This is a genomic window from Paenibacillus sp. YSY-4.3 (genome assembly GCF_054767475.1).
In genome coordinates, this window is record NZ_BAABMC010000003.1 from 684,135 (window position 1) to 708,637 (window position 24,503).

Sequence of the window (24,503 nt, forward strand, 5' to 3'; positions counted from 1 at the left end):
CCTGCCTTCCATCGGCATGTATTGAACCTGCTTCTTGCGCAGTTTCTTAGTCTGTAGGATGCAATAATGAATGGTACTTTATACAAATGATTCGTTCTTTTAAAATTTGAAACTATTATCGGTGCGGTTCGTATATACTCTTATATAAATACCACATTTACAGTAGGAGGGTTTACTTAAGGTATGTTCAAGAAAATGACGGCGCTCGTTATGGTATTCACTTTATTGTTTGCTTTCGCCTCTACGGATTTCGCTGACGCACGGCGCGGCGGAGGTTTTAAATCCGGGCCACGCAGCTACACGACAACGCCGAACAAATCAAGCAACGTCAATAAGTCGGAATCCAACACGACGAACAAATCAACTACAACGACAGGAGCAACAAATAATAGAACCGGAGGATTTTTCGGCGGCGGCAGCTTCATGAAAGGCATGATGGTCGGCGGTTTGGCTGGACTTCTGTTCGGAGGGATGTTCGGAAACATGGGCGCCTTCGGTGAATTATTCGGGCTCGCCATCAACCTGCTTGCCATCTACCTGATCGTACGGGTAGCCGTTGCTCTATTCCGCAGGTTCAAGAAACCGCAGGTGTACCAAGGCCCGCGTCATGATGACCACGACAATCGCGGAGGAAGATATTAACCTATGATTCTTAGCATGGATGAAATCATCAACGCGATTTGTATTCATACAGCCGAGCGTACCGGCTTGCGTCCTACGGACATCCAAGTTGAGCTGAGCTGGGATGAAGATACAGGTTATACCGGCGAGGTCTGGGCTAATGGGCGCAGCCGTTACCTGATCGAACTGAATATTATAGAAGCGATTATCCAGTATGTATACAAAGAATATGGTATTCGGGCTTTCAAGGACGATATTTCCCTGGAACTGGACGAAGAAATTACGGCTACAATCAAGCAATAATGGTCATGCTGCACACTATAGCAGAGGCACCCTGTCGTTAATAACGGCCAGGGTGCCTTTTTTGCTGGTTCATACCTGCTATTTACTTTGTCCAATCCGCTTTGCTGTGAAGTTTTATTACATATTGCATCTATACGCTGCAAGCTTTATTATTGATCAACCTTCTTGCTCCCCAATAAGAAATTAAGCTGCTCCAGCAGGTTGCCGCCCCCAGTTAAGGAAATCGAGCCGATTTTCTCGCAAATCTTCGCTCCCTTTGCATGACATGGTTGTAATACAGCACGCCGGCCTCATGCTCCGCCACCTCTAACATATGATAATAGCCATGCAGTTTCGGCAAAATAACTGGATCAACCTCAGCCGGCAATTCGGGATTGCGAATATCGACATGAACGAAGCTATGCTTCTTCAGAACATTCCAAAAAGCGTATGTCCCCGGCTTAAGCAGCCTGCTGAACCGACCATCCTCGTAATGCAGCACATATTCGTGGTCCATAACCTGGACGATCTCAAGCTCCCGCTTGAGATCGTCATCATGCATAAACAGCTGCAAATCCTGGCCATCTATTTCAAACGGCATTGCTGTATCGACCACGATGATATCGCTCTCCGTAAACGGGGATAGGCGGTACGTTCCCGGCTGCAGCATTTTCTCATAGTTCCCCTGCTTGAACAGCAGGCCTCGCTTGCCCTTATGTATCGTAATTTTTTTCAACATCTCATTCTTCCTCCTTCACGGCGGCTTCACCGTCGATTCATGACCTCATGCAGAGGCATCCTCCTGCCGCATCAACGGAGCTCTGTTTAAGAAATGCCGGCTATCTGCGCCTCGCCGAAGCATCCATGAGCATACCGCAAGACTCGTTTGCCTTCTTCCGGTCTGCCCGTTTCTCCTACAGGAGCAGCGTTCGGCCAGCAATTTCGGTATCCGCAAAGCTGCAAAGCTTCTGCGGCAGCGTGCATAACAAGCCACCGAGGATCCCTCCATCAGGCCATCATCTGTACCTTTGTCTCTCGATTAAAAGTCGAGTGCTCTACCACTGAGCTAATCCTTCTCTAGGGATAAGGGATTCGAACCCTTGCAATAGGAGATTTCATGCCTCTGACAATACAGCATGCTAGGCATAGATTGTATGCCTGCACTGCGGAATGATCGGACATCCCAGCCTGGGTAAAGCCAGCCGTGCATGAACTCATAGCTATCATCGCTTATTATGGAGAGAACGAACATGGCGAAAGTATTACGAACCGGGCATTTCTTCTCCGAAAAAGAAAAAAACCGACGTCTTTATGACGTCGGTCGGCCTGAATCCCTGTGTTTATTCAGTTTGCCATTCTCAATCCCCGCGGAATGCCCGCTTCACCCGGTCGAAGAATGACTGCTCGTTCTCATGTGTATGCTCCCCGTCCAGCGCAGCGATTTGCCGCAGCAGATCCTTCTGCTCGTCACTCAGCTTGCTTGGCGTGACAACGACAACCTTGATATGCTGGTCGCCCTGGCCGATACCGCGAAGCCGCGGTACCCCTTTGCCTTTCAGGCGGAAATAAGTGCCTGTCTGGGTACCAGCCGGTACCTTCAGCTTCACTTTCTCCGTTAGCGTCGGGATTTCGATTTCATCCCCCAATGCCGCCTGGGCAAAAGTCAGCGGAATTTCGCAATAAATGTCATCGCCTTCGCGCTCGAAGAAATCATGCGGCTTCACGCGAATGACGATGTACAAGTCCCCTGCCGGGCCGCCACGCAGCCCGCCTTCCCCTTCGCCGCTCATTCGCAGTTGAGCGCCATCATCTACCCCCGCTGGAATGCGAACGTGGATTTTACGCTGCTTCTTCACTTTGCCGTTGCCTTGGCAGGTTGAGCATTTGTCTTTAATGATTTGTCCTTTACCCGCACAGTTGCTGCAGGCACGGCGGTTCACCATACGGCCGAACGGCGTGTTCTGAACGACTTCCTGCTGCCCTGTGCCATGACAGACGGAACAGGTATCCGGCTTCGTGCCCGGCTTGGCTCCGGAACCAAAACACGTGTCGCAGTTCTCCGTACGTGGAATCGTGATGTCGCTCTCTTTGCCGAAAATGGCTTCCTTGAACTCGATCGTCATTGTATACTGCAAATCATTGCCGCGCTGCGGCGCATTCGGATCGCGGCGGCCACCGCCACCGCCGAAGAACATATCGAAAATATCGCCAAAGCCGCCGAAATCGCCCCCGGAAAATCCGCCGCCCATCCCCTGATTCGGATCGATATGGCCATATTGGTCATAGCGGGAACGTTTCCCCGAATCGCTAAGGACATCGTATGCTTCCTTGACTTCTTTAAATTTATCCTCCGCATCCGGCGCCTTGTTCACGTCAGGGTGATACTGACGCGCCAGTTTGCGATAGGATTTCTTGATTTCATCGTCAGTCGCGCTCTTGCCAACGCCCAACACCTCATAATAGTCGCGTTTTTCAGCCATCCTTCCACCCCCACTATTGCTATAGCTTTACTCTCTCCCGGACAGACCCTCTATCCGGCAAAAGGAAAGTCAAAGCACGGAATGCCCCGCGCTTTGACCTTCCCGGTTCACCAAAGTGTATGGTTAACCAATCGCTGCTTATCCAGCACGATTAGTCTTGCTTCTTGTCTTCGTCTACAACTTCGTATTCAGCATCTACGACATTGTCTTTGCCAGCTCCGCCGGCAGCAGCACCATCAGCGCCTTCAGCTTGACCCGCTTGAGCCTGAGCTTGCTCATACAGCTTCACGGACAATTGTTGTACAATCTCCGTCAGCTTCTCGGAAGCGGCTGTGATCTCGTCGATATTGTCGCCTTCGAGCGCCTTTTTCAGCTCGTCTTTAGCTACATTGGCTTTCTCCGTTTCCGCAGCGTCGACTTTGTCGCCAAGCTCTTTGATTGTTTTGTCCACGCTGTAAATGAGCTGGTCGCCGTTGTTCTTCGCTTCTACAAGCTCTTTGCGTTTCTTGTCTTCTTCCGCATGAAGCTCGGCGTCCTTCATCATTTTCTCTACTTCCTCGTCGCTCAAGCCGCTGGAAGAAGTGATCGTGATTTTCTGGCTTTTGCCGGTTCCTTTGTCCGTTGCCGATACGTTAACGATCCCGTTGGCATCGATATCAAAGGTAACTTCGATTTGCGGCACGCCGCGCGGTGCGAGCGGAATGTCGCCCAGCATGAAGCGACCCAGCGATTTGTTGCCTGCCGCCATTTCGCGCTCCCCTTGCAGAACGTGAATCTCGACGCTAGGCTGATTGTCTGCATAAGTAGAGAAGACTTGCGATTTGCTCGTCGGAATCGTCGTGTTGCGATCGATCATTTTCGTAAATACGCCGCCTGCGGTTTCGATACCGAGGGACAACGGAGTAACGTCGAGCAATACGACGTCTTTTACGTCGCCTGTCAGGACGCCCGCTTGTACCGCAGCGCCAAGAGCAACAACTTCGTCAGGGTTAACGCCCTTATGCGGCTCTTTGCCTGTCAGTTTCTTGATCGCTTCTTGAACGGCAGGAATCCGTGTGGATCCGCCGACCAATACAATCTTGTCGATCTCCGCAGGAGTCAAGCCGGAGTCGCTCAGTGCGCGGCGTGTCGGTTCAAGCGTCCGTTCTACGAGATGTGCGGACAGCTCTTCGAATTTAGCGCGTGTCAAGTTCATCTCCAAGTGCTGAGGCACGCCGTCGGCTACGGTGATGAACGGAAGGGAAATCGTCGTCGTCAGGACACCGGATAATTCCTTCTTCGCCTTCTCGGCAGCATCTTTAAGACGCTGTACAGCCGCTTTGTCCTTGCCGAGGTCGATGCCTTGATCCTTCTTGAACTCAGCCACAAGGTAATCGATGATCACTTGGTCAAAGTCGTCGCCGCCCAGACTGTTGTCCCCGCTGGTTGCCTTAACTTCGAAGAAGCCGTCCCCAAGCTCTAGAATGGATACGTCAAACGTACCGCCGCCCAGGTCATAGACAAGAATCGTTTGGTCTTCCGCTTTCTCCATACCGTATGCCAATGCAGCTGCCGTAGGCTCGTTCACAATACGCAACACTTCGAGGCCCGCGATTTTGCCCGCATCCTTCGTCGCTTGGCGCTGGCTGTCATTAAAGTAAGCCGGAACGGTAATAACCGCTTGGGTAACCGTTTGGCCAAGGTACGCTTCGGCATCGGATTTCAGCTTTTGCAAAATAATTGCTGAAATTTCCTGCGGCGTCATTTCTTTGCCGTCGATGCTCTCCTTATGATTTGTACCCATATGTCTTTTGATCGAAATGATCGTGCGGTCCGGGTTCGTAATAGCCTGGCGCTTAGCCGTTTCACCGACAACGCGCTCACCGTCTTTCTTGAAGCCTACAACGGATGGCGTCGTACGCGCGCCTTCCGGGTTAGGGATAACGACAGCCTCGCCGCCTTCCATAACGGCTACGCAAGAGTTTGTAGTTCCTAAGTCAATACCGATTACTTTGCTCATATAAGTAATGTCCTCCTTAATGGATTGTGCTTATGTGTGTACTTCATTTAACCACTGACTTTGACCATCGCCGGACGAAGTACCTTGTCCTTCAACATATACCCTTTCTGTACCTCTTCGACAACGATGCCTTCCTCATACTCATCCGATTCCACCTGCATGATCGCCTGATGGAATTCCGGATTGAACGGCTCGCCAATGGTCTCCATTGCCTTCAAACCTTCGGATCCCAGCACGCCTTCGAGCTGGCGGAAAATCATTTCTACTCCTTTGGCATAGGAAGAAATATCAGCCCCCTGCTCGCCGCTGGCGATCGCCCGCTCGAAATTATCGATAACCGGCAGCAGTTCGGTGATCAGCTTCGCAGAAGCGTACTTCCCTAGCTCTTCCTTCTCTTTCTGCGTACGCCTGCGGAAGTTATCAAAATCCGCCTGCGCTCTCAGCATCCGCTGCTGCTGCTCTTCCAGTTCAGCGCGAAGCGCCTCTACCTCTTTATTGCTCCCTTCAGCCGAGCTTGACTCAGGAGTTTGCTGCTCATTAGGCACTTGCTCCTCCGGAGTGTTGTTCTCGTCCGCTGTATGTTCTTGATTCACGTTATCGCTCATTTCCAACTCTTCCTCTACATTCGTATTGATGTTGTCTTGAATCGGTTCCTGCTCTTTCAAGAAGTTCACCTCCTTAACATGCGGTAAAACATAAATATCATGCTCATTCTTATTAATGTAAGCGGGACAGGAATTCTGTAAGATCCTTAGATAACATATCCAAAATCCGCATGACCCGGGCATACTCCATTCTTGTTGGACCCAAAATGCCGATCGTGCCTACAGCGCCGCCGTCAATGGCGTAAGTCGCCGTAATCAGACTGCAGTTGGCAAATGCTTCATGCTTGTTCTCGGTACCGATACGCACCTGAATACCTGACCCCTTCTGAGCAGCGGTCATCATCTTCAATAGCGTCGGCGTCTCCTCCAAAAGGTCAAGAATGCTCTTTACCTTCTCGACATCCCGGAATTCCGGCTGCGTCAGCATATTGGTAGTTCCGCTAAGAAACAGCCGCTGGCCCTCTGTTCCGTCACTGTCGAGCGCTTCATCCAGCACCTTGATCAAATCCTCGAAATGGCCGATATGCCGCTGCATTTCTTGACCGATTTCGTTGTACAGGGCCGACTTCAGCTTATAAATCGGCACGCCGGCCAGCCTGTGATTAAGCAGGTTGACGACCTTCTCTATTTCTGAAATGGATATGCCTGGCGGTATTGACACCGTCTTGTTCTCGACCTGCCCGGTATTTGTCACAATAATGGCAACCGCCGTAGTTTCATTAAGGGGCAGCAGCTGAAAATGACGAAGAGAGGTGTGGAATACTTCCGGCCCAAGCAGAATAGAGGTATAGTTCGTCATATGCGATAAAATCGTCCCCGCATGCTGAATGACCTGCTCGGTCGCATTCAGCTTCTCGGCAAAAAACGACTTCATCGTCCCCAGCTCTTCCGAGGTTAACAGATTGAACGGCATCATATGATCAACATAATATCGGTATCCTTTGTGAGACGGTATACGGCCTGCTGAGGTATGTGGCTGCTCAAGAAATCCGAGCTCCTCCAAATCTGCCATTTCATTGCGGATGGTTGCCGGACTGTAGCCGACATCGCCTCGCTTAGAAATGCTTCGGGATCCCACCGGCTCCGCCGAACGAATATAATCATCTACTATAGCTGTCAATATCATTCTTTGGCGTTCCGTTAACATGAAAATCCCTCCTATTAGACTATTGACCGCATTCGTTAGCACTCACTCATATCGAGTGCTAATCGCTAATACAAAAATACCAAACCGACAAGACGATTGTCAAGTCAGTTCAGTATCTTAAGTACTGCTATTTCGTCACAGGCGTGCTGCTTCGGGCAGTGAATGCAGTCCGTCCAGACTTTCTCCGGGAAAATATCCTTCTCTACGACTGTAAAGCCGTTTTTCAAGAAAAAAGAAACTTCATAAGTCAGCGCCATGACCTTCGGTATGCCGAGGCCCTTTGCTTCCTCCACCAGCTGCGCCACAAGCAGAGAGCCAAGCCCTCGCCCCTTATACCCTTCGGCTATGCCAAGCGACCGGATTTCCACGAGCTCTTCGCCTAATCGGCACAGGGATCCGCAGCCAACGACCATACCGTCAACTTCAGTCACGACGAAGTCGTTAATCTGCCGGCTTAGCACCTCTCTCGATCGCGGCAGCATAATGCCCCGCTGGGCATACCCATCAATCATTTGAAATAGAGGCTCTACATCTTCTAGTTTTGCTCTTCTGCATACAGCTACAGCAGGCATGCTGATCCCTCCTCGAATCCGGCACAATAATATGAATAAATATACAACAAAGCGTATATAAGTTCAATATATTATTTTCCGTCCAAGGCACCTATAAATTCGGCGAATACCTCGTTGCCAAACAATATCCCCTTCCGGCTCAGCCGGTAGCCTCCTGCCTCCGCGGTTCTCTCCAGCAATCCGGCATCCACCATTTTGCTAAACTGCTTCCCGAAGACGTCATCAAGCCGGAGCCCGAACTGACGCTGAAACCGTTCATCCGAAATGCCTTCCAATACGCGGAGGCCGACCATGACGAAATCCTCCATCGCTTCCTCGCGGGATATTTCAAACCGCTCGAGAATCGGTCTTCCCTGCTGAGTTGCTTCATTATATGGGTTAACGCCCTTAATGTTGACATGGCGGCAGCGTTTTACGTAACCGTGAGCGCCAGCACCCAGGCCGTAATAATCCTCGTTCCGCCAATAAGTTATATTATGCCGGCTCTCAAAGCCGGGCTTGGCAAAATTGCTGATTTCGTATTGCTTGTATCCCGCTTGCTCCATCCGCTCCATCAGCAGCAGATACATTTTCAATTCGTCCTCCTCCGCCGGAAGGGGAAGCTGATTCTTCTGATACATCGTATGGAAAAGCGTATTCTCCTCAACTTTAAGGCTGTATATGGAATAATGCGGCAGACCGAGCTCCAGCGCTCTAGACACGCTGTAATCCAGCATTTCGACCGTCTGGTTCGGCAGGCCGAACATCAGGTCGATCGACAGATTGTCCAGCCCGGCCGCTCTCGCATTCTCCAAGCTGCGGAAGACATCATCGGTGTTATGGATTCGCCCGATCCCGCTAAGCAGCTCGTTCTGGAACGCCTGCACGCCGAAGCTGACACGATTGACGCCCCCCACTTTCATGACGGCCAGCTTCTCCAAGTCCACCGTACCGGGATTAGCCTCCATGGAAAACTCGATGTCTGCTGCCCAATTCGGAAAGTGACGGCGTACGGAGGACAGAAAGAACTCCATTTCATCCGGCTTGAGTACGGTCGGCGTACCGCCGCCGACAAATATGCTCTTAATCTCACCGGGCGGCGTCTCGCGCACCGTCAGTTCCATCTCAAGGTCAAGCGCCCGTAAATAATCCATGACCGGCTGATCTTTGAGAACGTAAGAGTTGAAGTCGCAATAGAAGCATTTATTCGTGCAAAACGGAATGTGGATATATACGGCTTGAGGAGCCGTTTGCGGAAGGTGCAAGGACCCCCGCGACTCCCCCCCGTCCATTTTCATTTGATGGCTCACGCTGGTGCCCCTCCTTCATATGTTGATCTGCCGAATTTAATGATCGTTTCAAACGATAGTACGGAAAAAGGAAAGCCCTCCGGCTTTCCTTGTCCATCCCTATCAAATGCGGCAGAATGATCAGTTAATTGTCGTCGATTTTCAGCACCGCCATGAATGCTTCCTGCGGCACCTCTACGTTACCTACCTGCTTCATGCGCTTCTTGCCTTCTTTTTGCTTCTCGAGCAATTTGCGCTTACGGGAGATGTCCCCGCCATAACACTTGGCAAGCACGTTTTTGCGCATCGCCTTGACCGTCTCTCTAGCTACGATCTTCGTACCGACGGATGCCTGGATCGGCACCTCGAACATTTGGCGTGGAATCAGCTCGCGCAGCTTCTCGCAAATGCCGCGGCCACGGTGGAAAGCCCGGTCTCTGTGAACGATGAAGGACAACGCATCCACCTGCTCCCCGTTGAGAAGGATGTCCATTTTGACCAGGTTCGATTGACGGTAGCCGGAAAGCTCGTAGTCAAAGGAAGCATAGCCCTTCGTGCTCGATTTCAACTGGTCGAAGAAATCGTACACGATTTCGGACAATGGAACCTGATACGTAATCGTTACCCGCGTCGTATCGAGGTACTCCATATTGATGAATTCCCCGCGTTTGCTCTGGCAAAGCTCCATGACGGTACCTACGAAATCATTCGGTACGATGATGGACGCTTTGACGTACGGCTCCTCCACGTGATCGATCTTGCCGACCTCCGGATAGTTCGACGGGTTATCAATCGATATCGTCTCTCCGTTCGTCAGGGCCACTTTGTATATAACGCTTGGCGCGGTCGTAATGAGCGGGATATTGAACTCGCGCTCGATACGTTCCTGAATGACGTCCATGTGCAGCAGACCAAGGAATCCGCAGCGGAATCCAAAGCCAAGCGCACTGGAGGTTTCCGGCTCGAAGCTCAGCGAAGCATCGTTCAGCTGCAGCTTCTCCAGCGCTTCGCGCAAATCGTTGTAATCCGACGTGTCGATCGGATACAGGCCGCAGAATACCATCGGATTGATCTTACGATAACCCGGGAGCGGCTCTGCCGTCGGATTCTTCGCATCCGTGATCGTATCCCCGACTTGCGTGTCGCCCACCGTCTTAATTCCGGCGACGATAAATCCTACATCCCCAACATTAAGCTCGTCTACCATCGTCATCCGCGGCATGAACGCGCCGACCTCGATGACCTCAAACGACTTACCGGTCGACATCATTTTAATCTTGGAGCCTGCCTTGATATGTCCATTAATAACGCGGACATATACGATAACCCCTTTGTACGGGTCATAATGCGAGTCGAAGATCAGCGCCTTCAGCGGCTCGTCGGGATCTCCCGTCGGCGCAGGCACCTTCTGCACGACCTGCTCGATAATTTCTCTAATGCCGATCCCGGCTTTCGCTGAAGCATGGACAGCCTCGCTTGCATCCAGTCCAATCACATCTTCGATCTCCTGCTTCACGCGATCTGGATCAGCACTCGGCAAATCGATCTTGTTGATGACTGGCAAAATTTCAAGATTGTTATCCAATGCCAAGTAGACGTTAGCCAGCGTTTGAGCTTCGATCCCTTGTGCGGCATCGACGACCAGAAGCGCCCCTTCACAGGCTGCCAAGCTTCTGGATACCTCGTACGTGAAGTCGACGTGTCCTGGCGTATCAATCAAATTAAGCACATATTCTTCACCGTCATCTGCACGGTAAGAGAGACGTACGGCCTGAAGCTTAATCGTAATTCCGCGTTCTCTCTCCAAATCCATCGTATCAAGCACCTGCTGCTGCATTTCCCGCGAGGTCAATGCCCCGGTATATTCCAAAATGCGGTCAGCCAACGTTGATTTGCCATGGTCGATATGTGCAATAATACAGAAATTCCGAATTTTTTGCTGCCTTGCTCTAATATCTGTCATTGTTACCCCCACCACAAATCCTTTGAAGTATAATCAATTTATTATATCAGGTATAGAAAGCATCAGCAATGTTGGCATTGTGCAGTAGTTTTTTTGCCATCCTGTTCTCCGTTTAAATAATAAAAAATTCCCGACTCGGGCTGCTCTACAACCTGCCGTCGGGACAATTCCTTCTATATAATATAGAAGCTACTATATAACTTCCGCTCTACAGTTTAAGGAACGCTTGCAAAGTACGGTCGCCCAAATATGGCAAATACTCGTGTCCGTATTCGTGGTAGACCAGCAGCTCCTTTTCCGCTTGGATCTTGTTATAAACCGCAAATTGCGTGGACGGCGGACAGATCGTATCGGCAAGTCCGGTCACAAACAACACCTTGGCCTTAATCCGGCTGGCCAGATTTTGAATGTCGATATAACCCAGCTTCGTGAAAATCTCTTCCTCCCGCAAGTGGTGGGAGTCGAAGAAACGGAAGTAATAATGAATCTCTTCATAAGCTGAAGTCGTGATGTTCAGTTCCCAGGCTCTCCGGTAATCGCACAGAAACGGATATACGGGTACCGCCAGCCTGACCTTCGGTTCCAGCGCGGCGCAAGCCGTTGCAAGGGCGCCTCCCTGCGAGAGGCCGTGCACGCCTATTCGCTCCAGATCCACATGATCCATGCTCATCAGAATTCTCACTGTTTGTACCGTATCGAGAAAGACGTTCCGAAAATACAGCTTATCCGGATTCGGGTCATCGATACCCCGGATAATATGGCCTCGAATCGTCGTTCCCTGTACCGTCAAATTATCCTCTGACAAGCCGCCTTGGCCGCGGCAGTCCATCGCCAACACCGTAATGCCGTGAGCCGCGTAATTCACCTTATCCGCCCAATCCCCGCTATCGCATGAATAGCCATGGAACATCGCCATCGCCGGCCCTTTACCTTCTACCTTCTTCGGCTTCACGTATTTCGCATGTATCCGCGCTCCGCCTACGCCGATAAAATACAGGTGATAGCAATCCGCCAACGGACTGACAGACTCGGCCGGAACCAACTCATAATCCAGCGGCTGCCCTGCAAGCTCCTGAAGCGCTCTTTCCCAATACGAGTCAAAATCGGCCGGTTTCGGACTGCTTCCTTCATATTGCTTCAACTCTGCTAATGGCATGTCATTGCCCATCCGTCACGCCTCCTAAAATAAGAGGACGAAACCCGCTTCTAATTATGCATGATTTCGTCTTCTGCCTAGTGTAGTTGCCGCGAATCTCAAGTTACATCATGCCGATTCCGGCATCATCGGCCACTTCTTCGCTCGTCGCGATTACATAATCTACAATTTCCTTTACTTTCGTATACGCGACACCCACATAAGTATCCGCAGCCCCATAATAGATGGCGATCCGGCCCGTCTCAGCATCATGCAGCGTGGCACAAGGGAATACGACATTGTTCACAAAGCCACGCTCCTCGTACCACTCTTCGGGCGTCAGCACATAGTTCGCCGAACGGTACTTCACTTTGGACGGCTCATCCCGGTCAAGAATGACAGCTCCCATGCTGTATACGAGCCCGTTACACGTACCTGTAACGCCGTGATAGAACATAAGCCAGCCTTCCGTCGTCTCGATCGGAGCCGGACCGCCGCCGATTTTCACCGATTGCCACCAGCCTTGCCCACCTTTGGTCATGACATGGCGATGCTTGCCCCAATAGACGAAATCAGGGCTTTCGCTAAGGAATACATCGCCGAATGGCGTATGCCCGCTATCGCTCGGACGGGAGAGCATGACGAAATTGCCGTTGATTTTACGCGGGAAGAGCACTCCATTGCGATTGAATGGCAAAAAGGGATTTTCAAGGCGCACGAACGTTTTAAAATCCTCAGTCTGCGCCACGCCGATGGCAGCGCCGTAGAAGTCGGTGCACCAAATAATGTAGTACGTTCCGTCCACCTTAACGACCCGTGGATCATAGGCGTAGTTCGGCTGGAACGGATTGCCTGCGTCATCAACGAAATCGATCCGCTCTTCTTGGATCGACCAGTTCAGCGCATCGTCACTCCACCCAAGATGAAGATGCGGCCGCCCATTGATTGTTTCCGCGCGAAACACTCCGACGAATCGCCCCTCGAATGGCACTACAGCACTATTAAAAATACGGGCGATCCCCTTGGCCGGATTCCGCTTAATCACCGGGTTGTCGCTATGTCTCCATACAGGACCTATCGCTCCCTCTGGTTTTTCCTGCCAAGGCATGTTGGTTAATTTCTCTCCAATAATACGTACCTCTGTCATGAGATAATTCTCCTCCCAAAACGATAATCAGATTATTTATTTCACGGAACCTTGCGCAAAACCGTTATAAATATATTTCTGCAAGGCAAGAAATACGACGAGAATAGGAATAATCGTAATCATAATCGCGGCGCATATGACCTCCCACTGCGATCCGTAAGGGCCTTTAAACTTGAACAAAGCAGTGGAGATAACCTGCAAATTCTCACCAGGCATATAAAGGAAAGGGGTATAGAAGTCGTTATAAACGTTTACGCCCTTTACAATAATGACTGTTACAATCGCCGGAGCCAGCAGCGGCAGCACGATCTTGAAAAAGATCGTTATGTAAGAAGCGCCATCCAGCATGGCAGATTCATCCAAGGATTCAGAAATGGTATCTAAAAATTGCAAGAAAATATACACGGCTATAATGTCTGTTCCCAAGTAAAGAAGAATCGGCGCAAATCGCGTATTTACCATGTCCAGCGCGTCAATAATTCGAAACGTTGCAACCTGTGTCGTTACACTCGGGATCAAGGTTGCCAACAAAAATGCTCCCATGAGCAGCTTGCTGCCACGGAATTTGAACCGATTGAGCACATATGCGATCATGGAGCCGATCAGCGTAGCCCCAGCAATGGAGATGATCAGAATAAAGATCGTATTGCCGAAACCAAGCAGCATTTTCCCATCAACAAAAGCCTTCGTATAGTTCGAAAAATATGTCCAATTTTGCGGTGGGTCCAACGGACTGGTCGCACCGTATTCAGCATTTGTTTTTAATGATGAGAAGAATACAACGATAATCGGTAGTAGCGCCGTAAAAGCGCCTAAAACTAAAGTGATGTATTTAACCGTACTACCTATTGCATATTTAAGCTTATACATAATCAATCATCCCCCTTAATCAGCACCCGCTGGAGCAGTGTCACGAGAATGACGATAATAAGCAGCACGACGGCCATAGCCGAAGCAAGACCCAGCTTACTGTATTTAAATGCGACATCGACCGTTTGAATAACGAAGGTGTTACTTCCGTTAGAACCGCCGGTCATGATATATGGAATATCAAATGCGCTGATTGCGCCGCTAATAGACAAAATTAAGTTAAGCTGCAAAATTCGCTTGATGCTAGGCAGAATGATATGTTTGAATTGGTGCCAGCGGTTAGCCCCGTCAATGTCAGCCGCCTCGTAAATGTCTTTGCCGATGGATGATATGGCCCCGAGGAAAATAATAAAGTTGAAGCCCATGTACCTCCACAGAGATGCGCCTGCGAGCGAAATATTAATAATATTCGGATTGAATAGCCACCCTTGCGATAAATGCCCCAGTCCCAGAACATGAAGCAGCGTATCCAGTGTACCGTCAGGACGGAAGAAAACTAGGAATATAAAGCCGATGGCTACCCCATTAAGCAGGTAAGGGAAAAATAAAACCCCTTTAAAAAAATTTTTAAAGCGTACATTAAAGCTAAGTATGGTAGCGAAATAAAGGGCTAATCCCAGCTGTACGAAGGTCGCTCCAAAATAGTAAAGACTGACTTTGAAGACGGAAAAATATTTTGGATTCGTAAAAATCGTTTTATAGTTATCAAATCCAACGTAATCAAAAGTTTTACTATAACCATTCCAGTTCGTAAAACTGTACTTTAACATATTGAATACAGGGAGATAAGCAAACGTGAACAGTAAGACGACCGGAATAAACGAGAACGCGATTATTATGATTCGTCTTTGCGTCTTGTAGCTTAGGTTTGCAAACACCACTCACACCTCCAGGTCTTGCTTCTGTCTTATTTCGGATAATGGAGGAAAACGCACTTTCATGCGTCCCCCCGTGATTTCAACCCGCAAGATACTCCGGATCGCTTATTGCTGCGTTACTTTTGTCCGGGATTTCACCCATCCCTCGTTCAGTTCTTTCATAATGTCATCGAAGGATTCCTTACGATTGCCGACCGCAGCTTCAATTATCCGTTTCTTGAAATCAGGCTGCCACAGACCGATTTCGGCATCCTTATCGATCTTGTCCACCCAGCCCTCTTGACCTGGCTGTGCCGGAGTTTGCAGTTCAAACTTAACTTCTGTACCTTCAAATTGCTTGAGAGTCTCCGGGAGTGCAGCGCCGACTACCGGACTCATTCCGCCAGCTACCTCAGTCGGGTAACCAGATTCTTTAATGAACCAGTCGACCCATGCTCTCGCAGCTTCCTTGTTCTTGCTATGCTTGCTAATACCTAATGTGTAGTCATCCGCCAATGGCATGATAACCTCTTTAGCATTTGTAGGGAACGGCATGTAGGCGATATCCGCCGGATTGGCTGCCAGCTCCTGTACTTGCCCAATCGCCCAGGAGCCTAGCACCATAGCGCCGATTTTACCGTTAGCAAGATCAGACTTGGAAGCTTCCCAATTCGTCGTCGTCGGGTCTTTCTCGATCAACCCTTGCTCGGCGGCATCGTACATTACTTTATACAGCTCATAGTGCGGCTGGCCAGGCACAAAGTTATCGTCGGTGTTCGGCTGCGTTACGTTTACATAGTCCACATCGCCAGCAACTGTCGTAAGTACGGACTCCCACTGGGTCAATGGCCAGCCGTCAGCATAGTTCGTGTACAGCGGAATAGCGCCGCCTTTCTCCTTAATCGCTTTCAGCGCTGCCAAGAATTCATCCGCCGTTCTAGGCGCCGCCGTCACCCCAGCGTCTTCAAACACCTTCTTGTTATACAGAATGCCGGAGAAGTTAACCGCAGTCGGAATCCCGTAAGCTTTGCCATCTACAGCTCTCTCTTCCAGACCAATGTATTCCTTGCTCATTTCCTCCAGATCGCCAAGCGGCTCAAAAAATTGAGGCGTATCTACAAGTGGAATACTCGTCGGCAGCAAGAGGACATCTCCATAATCATCGGAGCTCATTCGCACCGTGATTTGCCCTTCATAATCAGACAGAGCTTGGAACTTTACTTTTACATCCGGGTATTCCTCGTTAAACTTGGCAGCGTACTCTTTGAATACCGTATCCACAATATCTGTTCTTTGCGTGATCACGGTAATCTCGCCTTTGACTCCCCCGCCATTGCTTGAACCGTTACTGCTTGTCCCGCCGTTAACTGCTCCATTACCGCCTTTGCCTCCGCAGCCTGCAAGCAACCCTAGTACGAGCGTCAAAGCCATTAACCCCAATACCACTTTTCGTCTCTTCATTCTTGCAACCCCTCTCTATTAAATTAGGTTATCGGTAACTTACAACTCAGATGGTATACTGAATGCGTTTTCCCGTCAATCATTTAATTTTCTTTTTTTGTTTTCACTATGGTTTTAACACCTGCAAAACTTATGCAGTAAAGCTTTTTTGCCCATTGGCTATTTTCGAGAAGAACCTTTTTGAAACAAGCTGAAAAATTTCAAGAGTTCAACATAAAGTCATGAAATTAAATATATAAATTAAGTTAACGATTAGCTAATTTATAACTTATTCTAAACTTTTCTTTATCTTTAAAAAATATAAATGTATACTACCTGTAGGCTATTGCATTAAAGTTATGATTTTGTATGACGTGAAAGCAGGTGGTTTTATGAAGAGCAACATTACGATGCGGGATATCGCGAATAAGCTCGGTGTCAGCAGTGTGACGGTATCCAAAGCACTTAACGATAAAGAAGGTGTTAGCGAGGAGCTTAAACAGAAGATCAAAGCTTTGGCCGGGGAAATGGGCTACCGTTACAACTCTGCGGCCAAATCAATTAAAGACGGTTTATCGAAAAATATCGGCGTGCTCATCCCCGAGCGGTTTACCGGGATGTCCCACTCGTTCTATTTACGCGTATATCAGCAAATTTCGCTGCTCCTGGATCAATACGGATATTTCAGCATTCTAAATATTTTGAGCAACGAGGATGAGGAGCATTTGAATTTTCCCCGGGTCTACAGCGAAAATAAGGTCGACGGCATCATCGTCCTCGGCCAAATCAGCAAACAGTATATCGAGACGGTCCAAAACATGGATCTTCCGAAAATATTTCTTGATTTCTATGACGAGCATGCCGACATCGATTCCATTGTTACCGACAACTTCTACGGCGCTTACGAGATGACGAATTATTTGATTCGCAACGGTCACCGCAGAATCGCCTATGTCGGGAATATTTATTCGACGAGCAGCATCCAGGACCGGTATCTCGGCTACTATAAATCCTTGCTGGAGCATGGGATGCAGCTGGATCAAACCTTGATATTAAGCGATCGGGACGACAAGGGAAAATTTATCGACATTGCGCTGCCGGACCCGCTGCCGACCGCCTTCGTCTGCAATTGCGACCAAATCGCTTATCTGCTGGTCGACAAGCTGAAACTGAACGGTTTCAGCATCCCCGAGGATTGCTCCGTTGTCGGCTTCGATAACGACATATACGCCACACTAACCTCGCCACAGCTTACGACGGTCGAGGTCGACATTGAGCAAATGGCCAAATCGGCCGTCAAATTCATCATGGATAAAATCGAGAACCCGCATCGCAAGTTCGGACGCGTTATGGTGCAGGGCAATATTATTTACCGGCAATCAGCCAGACAAATAGACACCGAAGCCAAAAACATATCTTGCACTTGATGCTGAACAAATCCGCCCTTAGTGGCGGTTTTTTCATTTTCGCCACAATTTACGGTTGATTTATTTGCCGAAAACATCTATATATTAGTTATATAACATAATAAATATTATGATAACAAATCTAACAAATGTCTTAACTACCTTTTCAAACCGCTGTTTTTTCACGCTCCACAACTTACTAACAAAGAGAGGCTGATACGATGAAAATGCCGGATTACATCGCCGGAATGACCTGGGGATTCATGGGTGTTCGCGGAACATGGGCAAATGACGAAGCTAAGCGTTCTATGGAACAAATGGCTGCTGCAACCGGGGCCAACTGGACGGCCATCGCCTTCTCGGCGCTCCAGGCTACTGCCCATTCTACCGAAATTCCTTACTGGGAAGCGCCAACGGTAACAGACGAAGAAATAAGATGGGCGATTCGGGAAGCAAAAAACTTAGGATTGAACGTATGCCTGAAGCCGATTGTGAACTGCGCGGACGGAACCTGGCGGGCGCATATTAATTTTTTCGACAAAGATGTTCCGTGCGAACCCAAATGGTCGGACTGGTTCCGTTCTTATAGCGCCTACATCCTTCATTTTGCCAAAATTGCTGAGGAGACAGGCTGTGAAATGCTGTGCATCGGCTGTGAAATGGTACAGACGGATCGCCGGGAAGCCGAATGGCGGCAGTTGATTGCCGAAGTCCGTAAAGTGTACACGGGACTTGTTACGTATAATTGCGATAAATATCAAGAGGATAACGTCGACTGGTGGGATGCGTTGGATATCATCTCCTCCAGCGGCTACTATCCGGCAAACGATTGGGAGAATCAACTGGATCGCATCGAAACAGTCGTTCAGGCATACGGCAAACCGTTTTTCTTCATGGAGGCCGGCTGCCCGAGCCGCAGTGGCTCCGCCGCCATCCCTAACGATTGGACGCTGGCCGGCTCAGCAAATCAGGATGAACAGGTTAGATTTTACGATGCGATGTTCCACGCTTGCGACAGGCGGAAATGGGTTGGGGGCTTCATGCTGTGGGATTGGCCGGCAAGGCTCTATTCGCGCGAGGAAGCGGCAGCGGATGACGGTTATTGCGTCTATGGCAAAAAAGCCGAATCGGTTATTTTCGATTATTACACTTCCAAGATTAGAAATGGGGAATGAGCCTTGAGCGAACAAGCAAATACAGCTGCCTGGCTGGCGGAAATCGAAGACGAGCTGAATAATCATATTTTGCGCTTCTGGATGGAGCGTACCGTAGATGTGGATCACGGAGGATTCATCGGGGAGATGGATCATGCCGGAGCAATCCGGCCTCAGGCCGCAAAAAGCCTTGTCTTGAATGCGCGCATCCTCTGGACATTTTCGGCAGCCCACCGCGTATATCCGCACGCCGGATATTTACGTATCGCCGACAGAGCTTATAGCTATCTGCTGGACGCATTCATGGACAATGAATTCGGAGGATTATACTGGATGGTCGATTACACTGGCCAGCCAATTCAAGACAAAAAACAGGTGTATGGCCAGGCCTTCGTCATTTACGCGCTGTCGGAATACCATCTGGCATCAGGACGTCCCGAGCCAGTGCAACAGGCTGTCCAACTGTTTGAACTACTAGAGAAGCAAAGCTACGATCCCGTCCACCAAGGCTATATCGAGGCCCTCTCCCGCGACTGGCAGGTTACCGATGATTTGACCTTAAGCAACAAGGATTTGAACGAGAAAAAATCGATGAACACTCATCTGCACGTGCTTGAAGCCTACACTAACCTGTACCGGGTATGGAAGTCGGAAGCATTGGAACGGAAACTGAAGGAACTGATCCACGTTACGCTGGATTATATCATCAATCCAGAGAATGCTCATTTCTATCTGTTCTTCGATGAGGAGTGGAATGTAAAAAGCACACTTATCTCCTATGGCCACGATATCGAAGGCAGTTGGCTGCTCGTAGAAGCGGCAGAAGTACTGGAACATGAGCACAACCTGCTGGAGCGCGTCAAGCAAACGGCCATCGCCATGGCTGAGACGACGCTTGCTGAAGGCGTAGATAAAGACGGCGGACTATGGAATGAAGCCGATGAACAGGGGCTGACGGATACCAATAAGGATTGGTGGCCGCAGGCCGAGGCTATGGTCGGCTTCTATAATGCCTATCAGCTTACCGGAGACAAGAAATTCATGGAGGCCGCTCAAGGCTCCTGGCGTTTTATCCGCCATTTCATCTCCGATTCCATGCATGGCGAATGGCACTGGGCCGTACGCGAAGATGGCATTCCCATTGCAGAGCCGAAGGTCAGCGCTTGGAAATGCCCTTATCATAATGGAAGAGCTTGCCTGGAAATGATCGCTCGTTTGTGCAAATAATTTTATAAATGGAGGCCGTAAATATGAACGCACGATTTGCGGAAAGAAAAGCAGCATTAACCAAGAAGTATGAATCCCTGATTGCCCGTCCCAACGAGAAAATTCCGTTCAGCAACGGCATTTATGATCGCTATCGCTACCCGGTGCTTACCGCCGAGCATGCGCCCTTGATTTGGAAATATGATTTCAATCCGGAAACGAACCCGTTCTTCGCAGAAAGACTTGGCGTTAACGGCGTTTTTAACCCGGGAGCCATCGAGCTTAACGGCAAATTTTATTTGGTTGCCCGCGTAGAGGGAGTCGACCGTAAGTCCTTCTTCGCCGTCGCCGAAAGCGAAAGCGGCGTGGACGGCTTCCGCTTCTGGGATCATCCGGTCGTTCTCCCGGAAACCGAAGATCCCGATATCAACGTCTATGACATGCGTCTCGTGAAACATGAAGACGGCTGGATTTACGGCTTGTTCTGTACGGAGCGCAAAGACCCGAATGCGCCCAAAGGAGATTTGTCCAGCGCGATCGCCCAATGCGGCATTGCCCGCACGAAAGACCTCGCGACCTGGGAACGTCTAGCCGATTTGAAGACGAAATCTCCGCAGCAGCGCAACGTAGTGCTGCATCCTGAGTTCATCGACGGCAAATACGCTTTCTATACCCGGCCGCAGGATGGATTCATCGACGCCGGGTCAGGCGGCGGAATCGGCTGGGGGCTGTCCTCATCAATCGAGCAAGCTGTCATCGATGAGGAAACTATCGTGGATGAACGCCAATACCATACGATTAAAGAAGTGAAGAACGGCCAAGGCCCTGCCCCGATCCGCACGGATGCTGGATGGCTCCATATTGCGCACGGGGTGCGAAATACGGCAGCGGGACTAAGGTATGTACTGTACACTTTCATTACCGATCTGAACGAGCCGCACCGCATCACGCATAGCCCAGGTGGCCACTTGATAGCTCCAGAAGGCGAAGAGCGGGTCGGCGACGTCTCCAACGTCGTATTTTGCAACGGAATCATTGCTCGTGAGAACGGAGATGTTTACATTTACTATGCCTCCTCCGACACCCGGATCCACGTGGCCACAACCACGGCCCGGCAGCTGGTCGATTACGCGCTTCATACGCCGGAAGACCCTCTTCGTTCATTTGCATGCGTTGAACAAAGAATCGGGCTTATCAATAGCAATATTCGTTTCATGGCTGAAAACTTATAAATTCTATCATCGTAAGAAACGACAGAAACCTCGCCCTACGGCGAGGTTTCTCTTATTTTCCTCAAAGCCTCATATAGGCTCTATCGTACTGTTCAGGTTGATGCATGCGCTGCTTCTCTCGGTTTCGAGGCCGAATGCCGGTATAGCAACTCTACCGAAATAAGCCACTTCTCCACCGCCCTGTTCGAATCGGCCAGCCGATCCAGCAGCTTCGTGACCGCTCGTCTGCCCAACTGCTCCTTCGGAACACTCACTGTCGTAATTTTAGGCTCAAAGCGGGCGGCATCGTCGATGTTGTCGAAGCCCGTTACGGTGATATCCTCCGGCACGCGAATTTCCAGCTCTTTCAGAATTCCAATCGTATGCAGCGCGATCGCGTCGTTGGCACAAACCAATGCCGTTGGCAAAGCCGTCGACTTAGACTGTTTTCTAGCCAGCAGCCAGTCCTTCAGGCCTGGACCGAAACCACCGGTCTCCACGCTGTCCAAGTTAAGCATCGGGTCGCTATGCATCTGCACATCCAGACCATTTTCCTCCAACGCGCTGCGAAACCCAATCCATCTGTCGCGAAAGCTTCTGGAGAAATTCAAATTGCCCAGAAAGTGCAGCTCCCGATGCCCAAGCCCGATCAAGTGGTTCACCATCCGGTAGGTTCCGTCAACGTTGTTGGCAAATATCGAATCTGCGGGAATCAGATTATCTTCGTGATCGACAAGCACCATTGGCAAGCCTGTACGATGTACCTCCAGCAGCAGGCTGGTGGCGATTTGACCTACGCCGATCATCCCGAGAATGCCTTCGGGATTGATGATATTCATCATCACTTCGGTTCGCGGCTCAGAAACGATGATCATTCCGAGATTCTGCTCCTCAAGCTCATCCGAAATCCCTTCCAAAACTTTGCCCCAGTAGAGGGATTCCTTGTTCTGCGAGCGAATATTCGGCATCAGCACGAGTACCGATTGCTTCCCCGGGGGGATGGCCGCCGTCGACCCCATAGTCGGCCTTACGTTCTTAACATAGCCGTTCTTCTGATTGAAATAGCCGAGCTGGGAAGCGGCCTGAATCACCCGCTCCTTCGTCATTTCATTTACGCCTCCCTTGCCGGACAAGGCTTTGGAGACGACAAACTTGGATACGCCGAGATGATCGGCGATTTGCTGCATCGTTACCTTCTTCAATGATTACTACCTCCGGACATACACCCTTATAGTGAGATCGCTTTGTTATATAAACTAATAACAAATATAACTTCATTATAACAAATTTATCCCTGTCCATACATCGGTGTTTGTCCGAAGATTTCATAATTTCCTGGCTGCTAATCGCCGGAATTAAACAGCGAGGCAACCCAATAGATGCTGCGCTGCGACACCTGCTGCAGCAGATTCGCCGCTTTATCGGCGAAGCGGTCTACCGGCGCTTGCTCTGGCGCAGGCAGCAGCAGGCTGTCCGGAGTTTGCAGGCGCTCCGGAATTTCGGGCAGCGACGTTGTCACCCTCGGTGCTTCGGCATCCCGGGGCCGTCTCTCCCAAAGCGCTTCCCGGTCAGCCTGAACTCGGTCGCTCTCTGCATACGCTTGGTCGTACTGCCGGCCGCTCACAGAAGCGACAGGACTGTATATGCGATTTGTCCCCGTCTCCGCCAGCTGCATGCCAAACGTAATGCCCGCTACGAGCAGCAATCCGTAAAACAATGATTTTCTCGTCATACGTGACAATGCGACTCCCCCTTGCGAATTTCGTTCATCCTGCGGGATGATTCGCCGCGACCTGCTTCTGCCCGTCCTTCTGCGGCGGCTGCTGCTTTGTCAGCGAGCCAGCCTTCTCGGCATTCTGGCTTTCCCAGTAAATCTCCGCAATGATCCCAGCCAGCACGCCAGCGGTTCGCTCCAGTTCCTCCTGGGTGTTGTCGATCCCGCCAATTTCAATCAGCACACTTTGCGGCGACAGCGACTGATTGTATTCTCCGTTCCCTTGTGAAGAAGTCTTACCCCATATTCCCCTGGATATTCCGGGATAGGACTTCTCAAGCCGCTCATGGATCGTGCTGGCAAAAGCTTCGTTTTTCCGCCAATTCTCGTTCCCATGCCCGATAATGAAGTAAACCTGCGCGTAGGACACCCCATCGATCGCCGTCGTCGTTTTATCATGCCGCTGAGAATCCCGGTGGATATCAATGAAATATTGCAGCTGCCCGTTTTGTGCCATCGCTTCCTTCACAGTCTGCCTCGAGTATTTGTAAGAATAGTTATAACTGTAATTTTGCACGTTCGCCGCATAATTCTCGAAAGCATGAAGCGTTGCCACGCCCTTGCGTTCAAGCGCCTTGGCCAGCGCATCTCCGACTAGGCCCACGTTCATCATGTCTTTGGATGAGCTGGGGTTGGTTGAATCTATGCCAAGAATCGGGTTAAAAGATTCCTGTGGATGCGAATGATAGACCATAACGATATTTTTGTTGCCTGGCGGGATCGGCGGCTCGTCCTCCTTACCGTCCGGTTCAGGTGCTGACGGCTTAACCGGCTCCGCATCGGGCTCCTGGCCGTGATCCGGATCAGGATGATCTGGACCACTCCCGTCCGCGCCAGCACCTGGCCGATAATCCTCCGGTGCCTGCACTGTCTTGTTCCCCGATCCTGTACGCAGCAATATCGGACTGTCCGCACCGAGGCCAGGCACTTCACGGGCTACCAGGCTCTTAGGATCGGACGGATTCACATCCGTCAGCAGTTGGACTACGAAATTCGTCATCTGCTTACCCGAGAATGAGCTCATTTCCTTTTCCGGCACCATATGAGGCAATTCCATGCCCACCATGCTGATAAAGAACCGGCTTGATAAAGAGGAAGCCAGTCCTTTCATGGATGAGACCGGAGAGGTATTCAGTTGTTTTTCCGCAATTCCTCCTACTCCTAGCAGCAGAAAGAAGATGACCGACAATACCGATAACAGCAGAAACGTCTGTCCCATAGCAAGCATGCGCATGAAATTATGTCGCACTCGACCGACATTCCAAGTTCTAAACCATCTCATTTTTGTGAAGCCCTCCTTTAGCCGGAACCACTTTCTATACTCCAAATCTATGAACCTATCCCGGCAAGTAGAACCCTTACTCTC

The 24,503-nt window shown here is 50.1% G+C and carries 23 protein-coding genes; 6 read left to right on the forward strand and 17 right to left on the reverse strand.

Translation table 11 applies throughout. The features are described 5' to 3' along the window. The first annotated feature begins 183 nt into the window (after window positions 1–183). Together ACYUJT_RS13965 and ACYUJT_RS13970 are read left to right on the forward strand one after the other, a co-directional pair. On the forward strand, window positions 184–642 hold the full coding sequence (locus ACYUJT_RS13965) for a hypothetical protein (protein ID WP_460323068.1): 459 nt from the start codon (window positions 184–186) through the stop codon (window positions 640–642). 3 nt (window positions 643–645) lie between these two features. Further along, window positions 646–924, forward strand: coding sequence for a YxcD family protein (locus tag ACYUJT_RS13970; protein ID WP_460323071.1), 279 nt, complete (start codon window positions 646–648; stop codon window positions 922–924). A gap of 214 nt (window positions 925–1,138) precedes the next feature. On the opposite strand, the gene ACYUJT_RS13975 is transcribed toward ACYUJT_RS13970, so the two are convergent. From ACYUJT_RS13975 to ACYUJT_RS14040, 14 genes are all read right to left on the reverse strand, one after another. Then, window positions 1,139–1,642: a hypothetical protein gene (locus tag ACYUJT_RS13975; protein WP_460323074.1), complete on the reverse strand. Its 504-nt coding sequence runs from the start codon at window positions 1,640–1,642 to the stop codon at window positions 1,139–1,141. An 86-nt stretch (window positions 1,643–1,728) separates the two neighbouring features. Next, on the reverse strand, window positions 1,729–1,887 hold the full coding sequence (locus tag ACYUJT_RS13980) for a hypothetical protein (protein WP_460323077.1): 159 nt from the start codon (window positions 1,885–1,887) through the stop codon (window positions 1,729–1,731). Between the two features lie 374 nt (window positions 1,888–2,261). Then, on the reverse strand, window positions 2,262–3,383 hold the full coding sequence (gene dnaJ / locus ACYUJT_RS13985) for a molecular chaperone DnaJ (RefSeq protein WP_460323079.1): 1,122 nt from the start codon (window positions 3,381–3,383) through the stop codon (window positions 2,262–2,264). Between the two features lie 151 nt (window positions 3,384–3,534). Next, the gene (gene dnaK, locus ACYUJT_RS13990) at window positions 3,535–5,382 is read right to left on the reverse strand and encodes a molecular chaperone DnaK (RefSeq protein ID WP_460323081.1); all 1,848 of its coding nucleotides are present in this window, start codon (window positions 5,380–5,382) and stop codon (window positions 3,535–3,537) included. 47 nt (window positions 5,383–5,429) lie between these two features. Further along, window positions 5,430–6,047, reverse strand: a complete 618-nt coding sequence (gene grpE / locus ACYUJT_RS13995; protein ID WP_460323084.1) for a nucleotide exchange factor GrpE — start codon at window positions 6,045–6,047, stop codon at window positions 5,430–5,432. 52 nt (window positions 6,048–6,099) lie between these two features. Continuing rightward, a complete protein-coding gene (gene hrcA, locus ACYUJT_RS14000) occupies window positions 6,100–7,134 on the reverse strand; it encodes a heat-inducible transcriptional repressor HrcA (protein ID WP_460323086.1) in 1,035 nt (344 codons plus the stop codon). A gap of 104 nt (window positions 7,135–7,238) precedes the next feature. After that, a complete protein-coding gene (locus ACYUJT_RS14005; protein ID WP_460323088.1) occupies window positions 7,239–7,706 on the reverse strand; it encodes an N-acetyltransferase in 468 nt (155 codons plus the stop codon). A gap of 71 nt (window positions 7,707–7,777) precedes the next feature. Further along, on the reverse strand, window positions 7,778–8,977 hold the full coding sequence (gene hemW, locus ACYUJT_RS14010) for a radical SAM family heme chaperone HemW (RefSeq protein WP_460323327.1): 1,200 nt from the start codon (window positions 8,975–8,977) through the stop codon (window positions 7,778–7,780). A 142-nt stretch (window positions 8,978–9,119) separates the two neighbouring features. Continuing rightward, entirely contained in the window at window positions 9,120–10,937 is a 1,818-nt protein-coding gene (gene lepA / locus ACYUJT_RS14015; protein WP_460323090.1) for a translation elongation factor 4, read from the reverse strand. 208 nt (window positions 10,938–11,145) lie between these two features. Beyond that, window positions 11,146–12,105 (reverse strand): acetylxylan esterase, encoded by a 960-nt coding sequence (locus tag ACYUJT_RS14020; RefSeq protein ID WP_460323092.1) that lies wholly within the window; start codon window positions 12,103–12,105, stop codon window positions 11,146–11,148. A 91-nt stretch (window positions 12,106–12,196) separates the two neighbouring features. Continuing rightward, on the reverse strand, window positions 12,197–13,219 hold the full coding sequence (locus ACYUJT_RS14025) for a glycoside hydrolase family 130 protein (RefSeq protein ID WP_460323095.1): 1,023 nt from the start codon (window positions 13,217–13,219) through the stop codon (window positions 12,197–12,199). Between the two features lie 36 nt (window positions 13,220–13,255). After that, window positions 13,256–14,089, reverse strand: coding sequence for a carbohydrate ABC transporter permease (locus ACYUJT_RS14030; protein ID WP_460323098.1), 834 nt, complete (start codon window positions 14,087–14,089; stop codon window positions 13,256–13,258). Window positions 14,090–14,091: 2 nt separating this feature from the next. Continuing rightward, window positions 14,092–14,967, reverse strand: a complete 876-nt coding sequence (locus ACYUJT_RS14035) for a carbohydrate ABC transporter permease (protein WP_460323100.1) — start codon at window positions 14,965–14,967, stop codon at window positions 14,092–14,094. A 105-nt stretch (window positions 14,968–15,072) separates the two neighbouring features. Then, on the reverse strand, window positions 15,073–16,407 hold the full coding sequence (locus tag ACYUJT_RS14040; RefSeq protein ID WP_460323102.1) for an ABC transporter substrate-binding protein: 1,335 nt from the start codon (window positions 16,405–16,407) through the stop codon (window positions 15,073–15,075). Window positions 16,408–16,778: 371 nt separating this feature from the next. Between ACYUJT_RS14040 and ACYUJT_RS14045 the strand changes: the two genes are divergently transcribed. The 4 genes from ACYUJT_RS14045 to ACYUJT_RS14060 all read left to right on the forward strand — a co-directional run bounded on the left by ACYUJT_RS14045 (window position 16,779) and on the right by ACYUJT_RS14060 (window position 21,384). Further along, on the forward strand, window positions 16,779–17,813 hold the full coding sequence (locus tag ACYUJT_RS14045) for a substrate-binding domain-containing protein (protein ID WP_460323104.1): 1,035 nt from the start codon (window positions 16,779–16,781) through the stop codon (window positions 17,811–17,813). 200 nt (window positions 17,814–18,013) lie between these two features. Next, a complete protein-coding gene (locus tag ACYUJT_RS14050) occupies window positions 18,014–18,967 on the forward strand; it encodes a glycoside hydrolase family 113 (RefSeq protein ID WP_460323107.1) in 954 nt (317 codons plus the stop codon). Window positions 18,968–18,970: 3 nt separating this feature from the next. After that, window positions 18,971–20,173 carry an AGE family epimerase/isomerase gene (locus tag ACYUJT_RS14055; protein ID WP_460323110.1) on the forward strand — a complete coding sequence of 401 codons (1,203 nt, stop codon included), beginning with the start codon at window positions 18,971–18,973 and terminating at the stop codon, window positions 20,171–20,173. 23 nt (window positions 20,174–20,196) lie between these two features. Next, window positions 20,197–21,384, forward strand: coding sequence for a glycoside hydrolase family 130 protein (locus ACYUJT_RS14060; protein WP_460323113.1), 1,188 nt, complete (start codon window positions 20,197–20,199; stop codon window positions 21,382–21,384). A gap of 92 nt (window positions 21,385–21,476) precedes the next feature. On the opposite strand, the gene ACYUJT_RS14065 is transcribed toward ACYUJT_RS14060, so the two are convergent. From ACYUJT_RS14065 to ACYUJT_RS14075, 3 genes are all read right to left on the reverse strand, one after another. Further along, complete coding sequence (locus ACYUJT_RS14065) at window positions 21,477–22,565, reverse strand: LacI family DNA-binding transcriptional regulator (RefSeq protein WP_460323115.1); 1,089 nt, start codon at window positions 22,563–22,565, stop codon at window positions 21,477–21,479. Between the two features lie 140 nt (window positions 22,566–22,705). Then, window positions 22,706–23,104, reverse strand: coding sequence for a hypothetical protein (locus ACYUJT_RS14070; RefSeq protein WP_460323117.1), 399 nt, complete (start codon window positions 23,102–23,104; stop codon window positions 22,706–22,708). A gap of 25 nt (window positions 23,105–23,129) precedes the next feature. Continuing rightward, a complete protein-coding gene (locus ACYUJT_RS14075; RefSeq protein WP_460323120.1) occupies window positions 23,130–24,419 on the reverse strand; it encodes a stage II sporulation protein P in 1,290 nt (429 codons plus the stop codon). Window positions 24,420–24,503 lie beyond the last annotated feature (84 nt).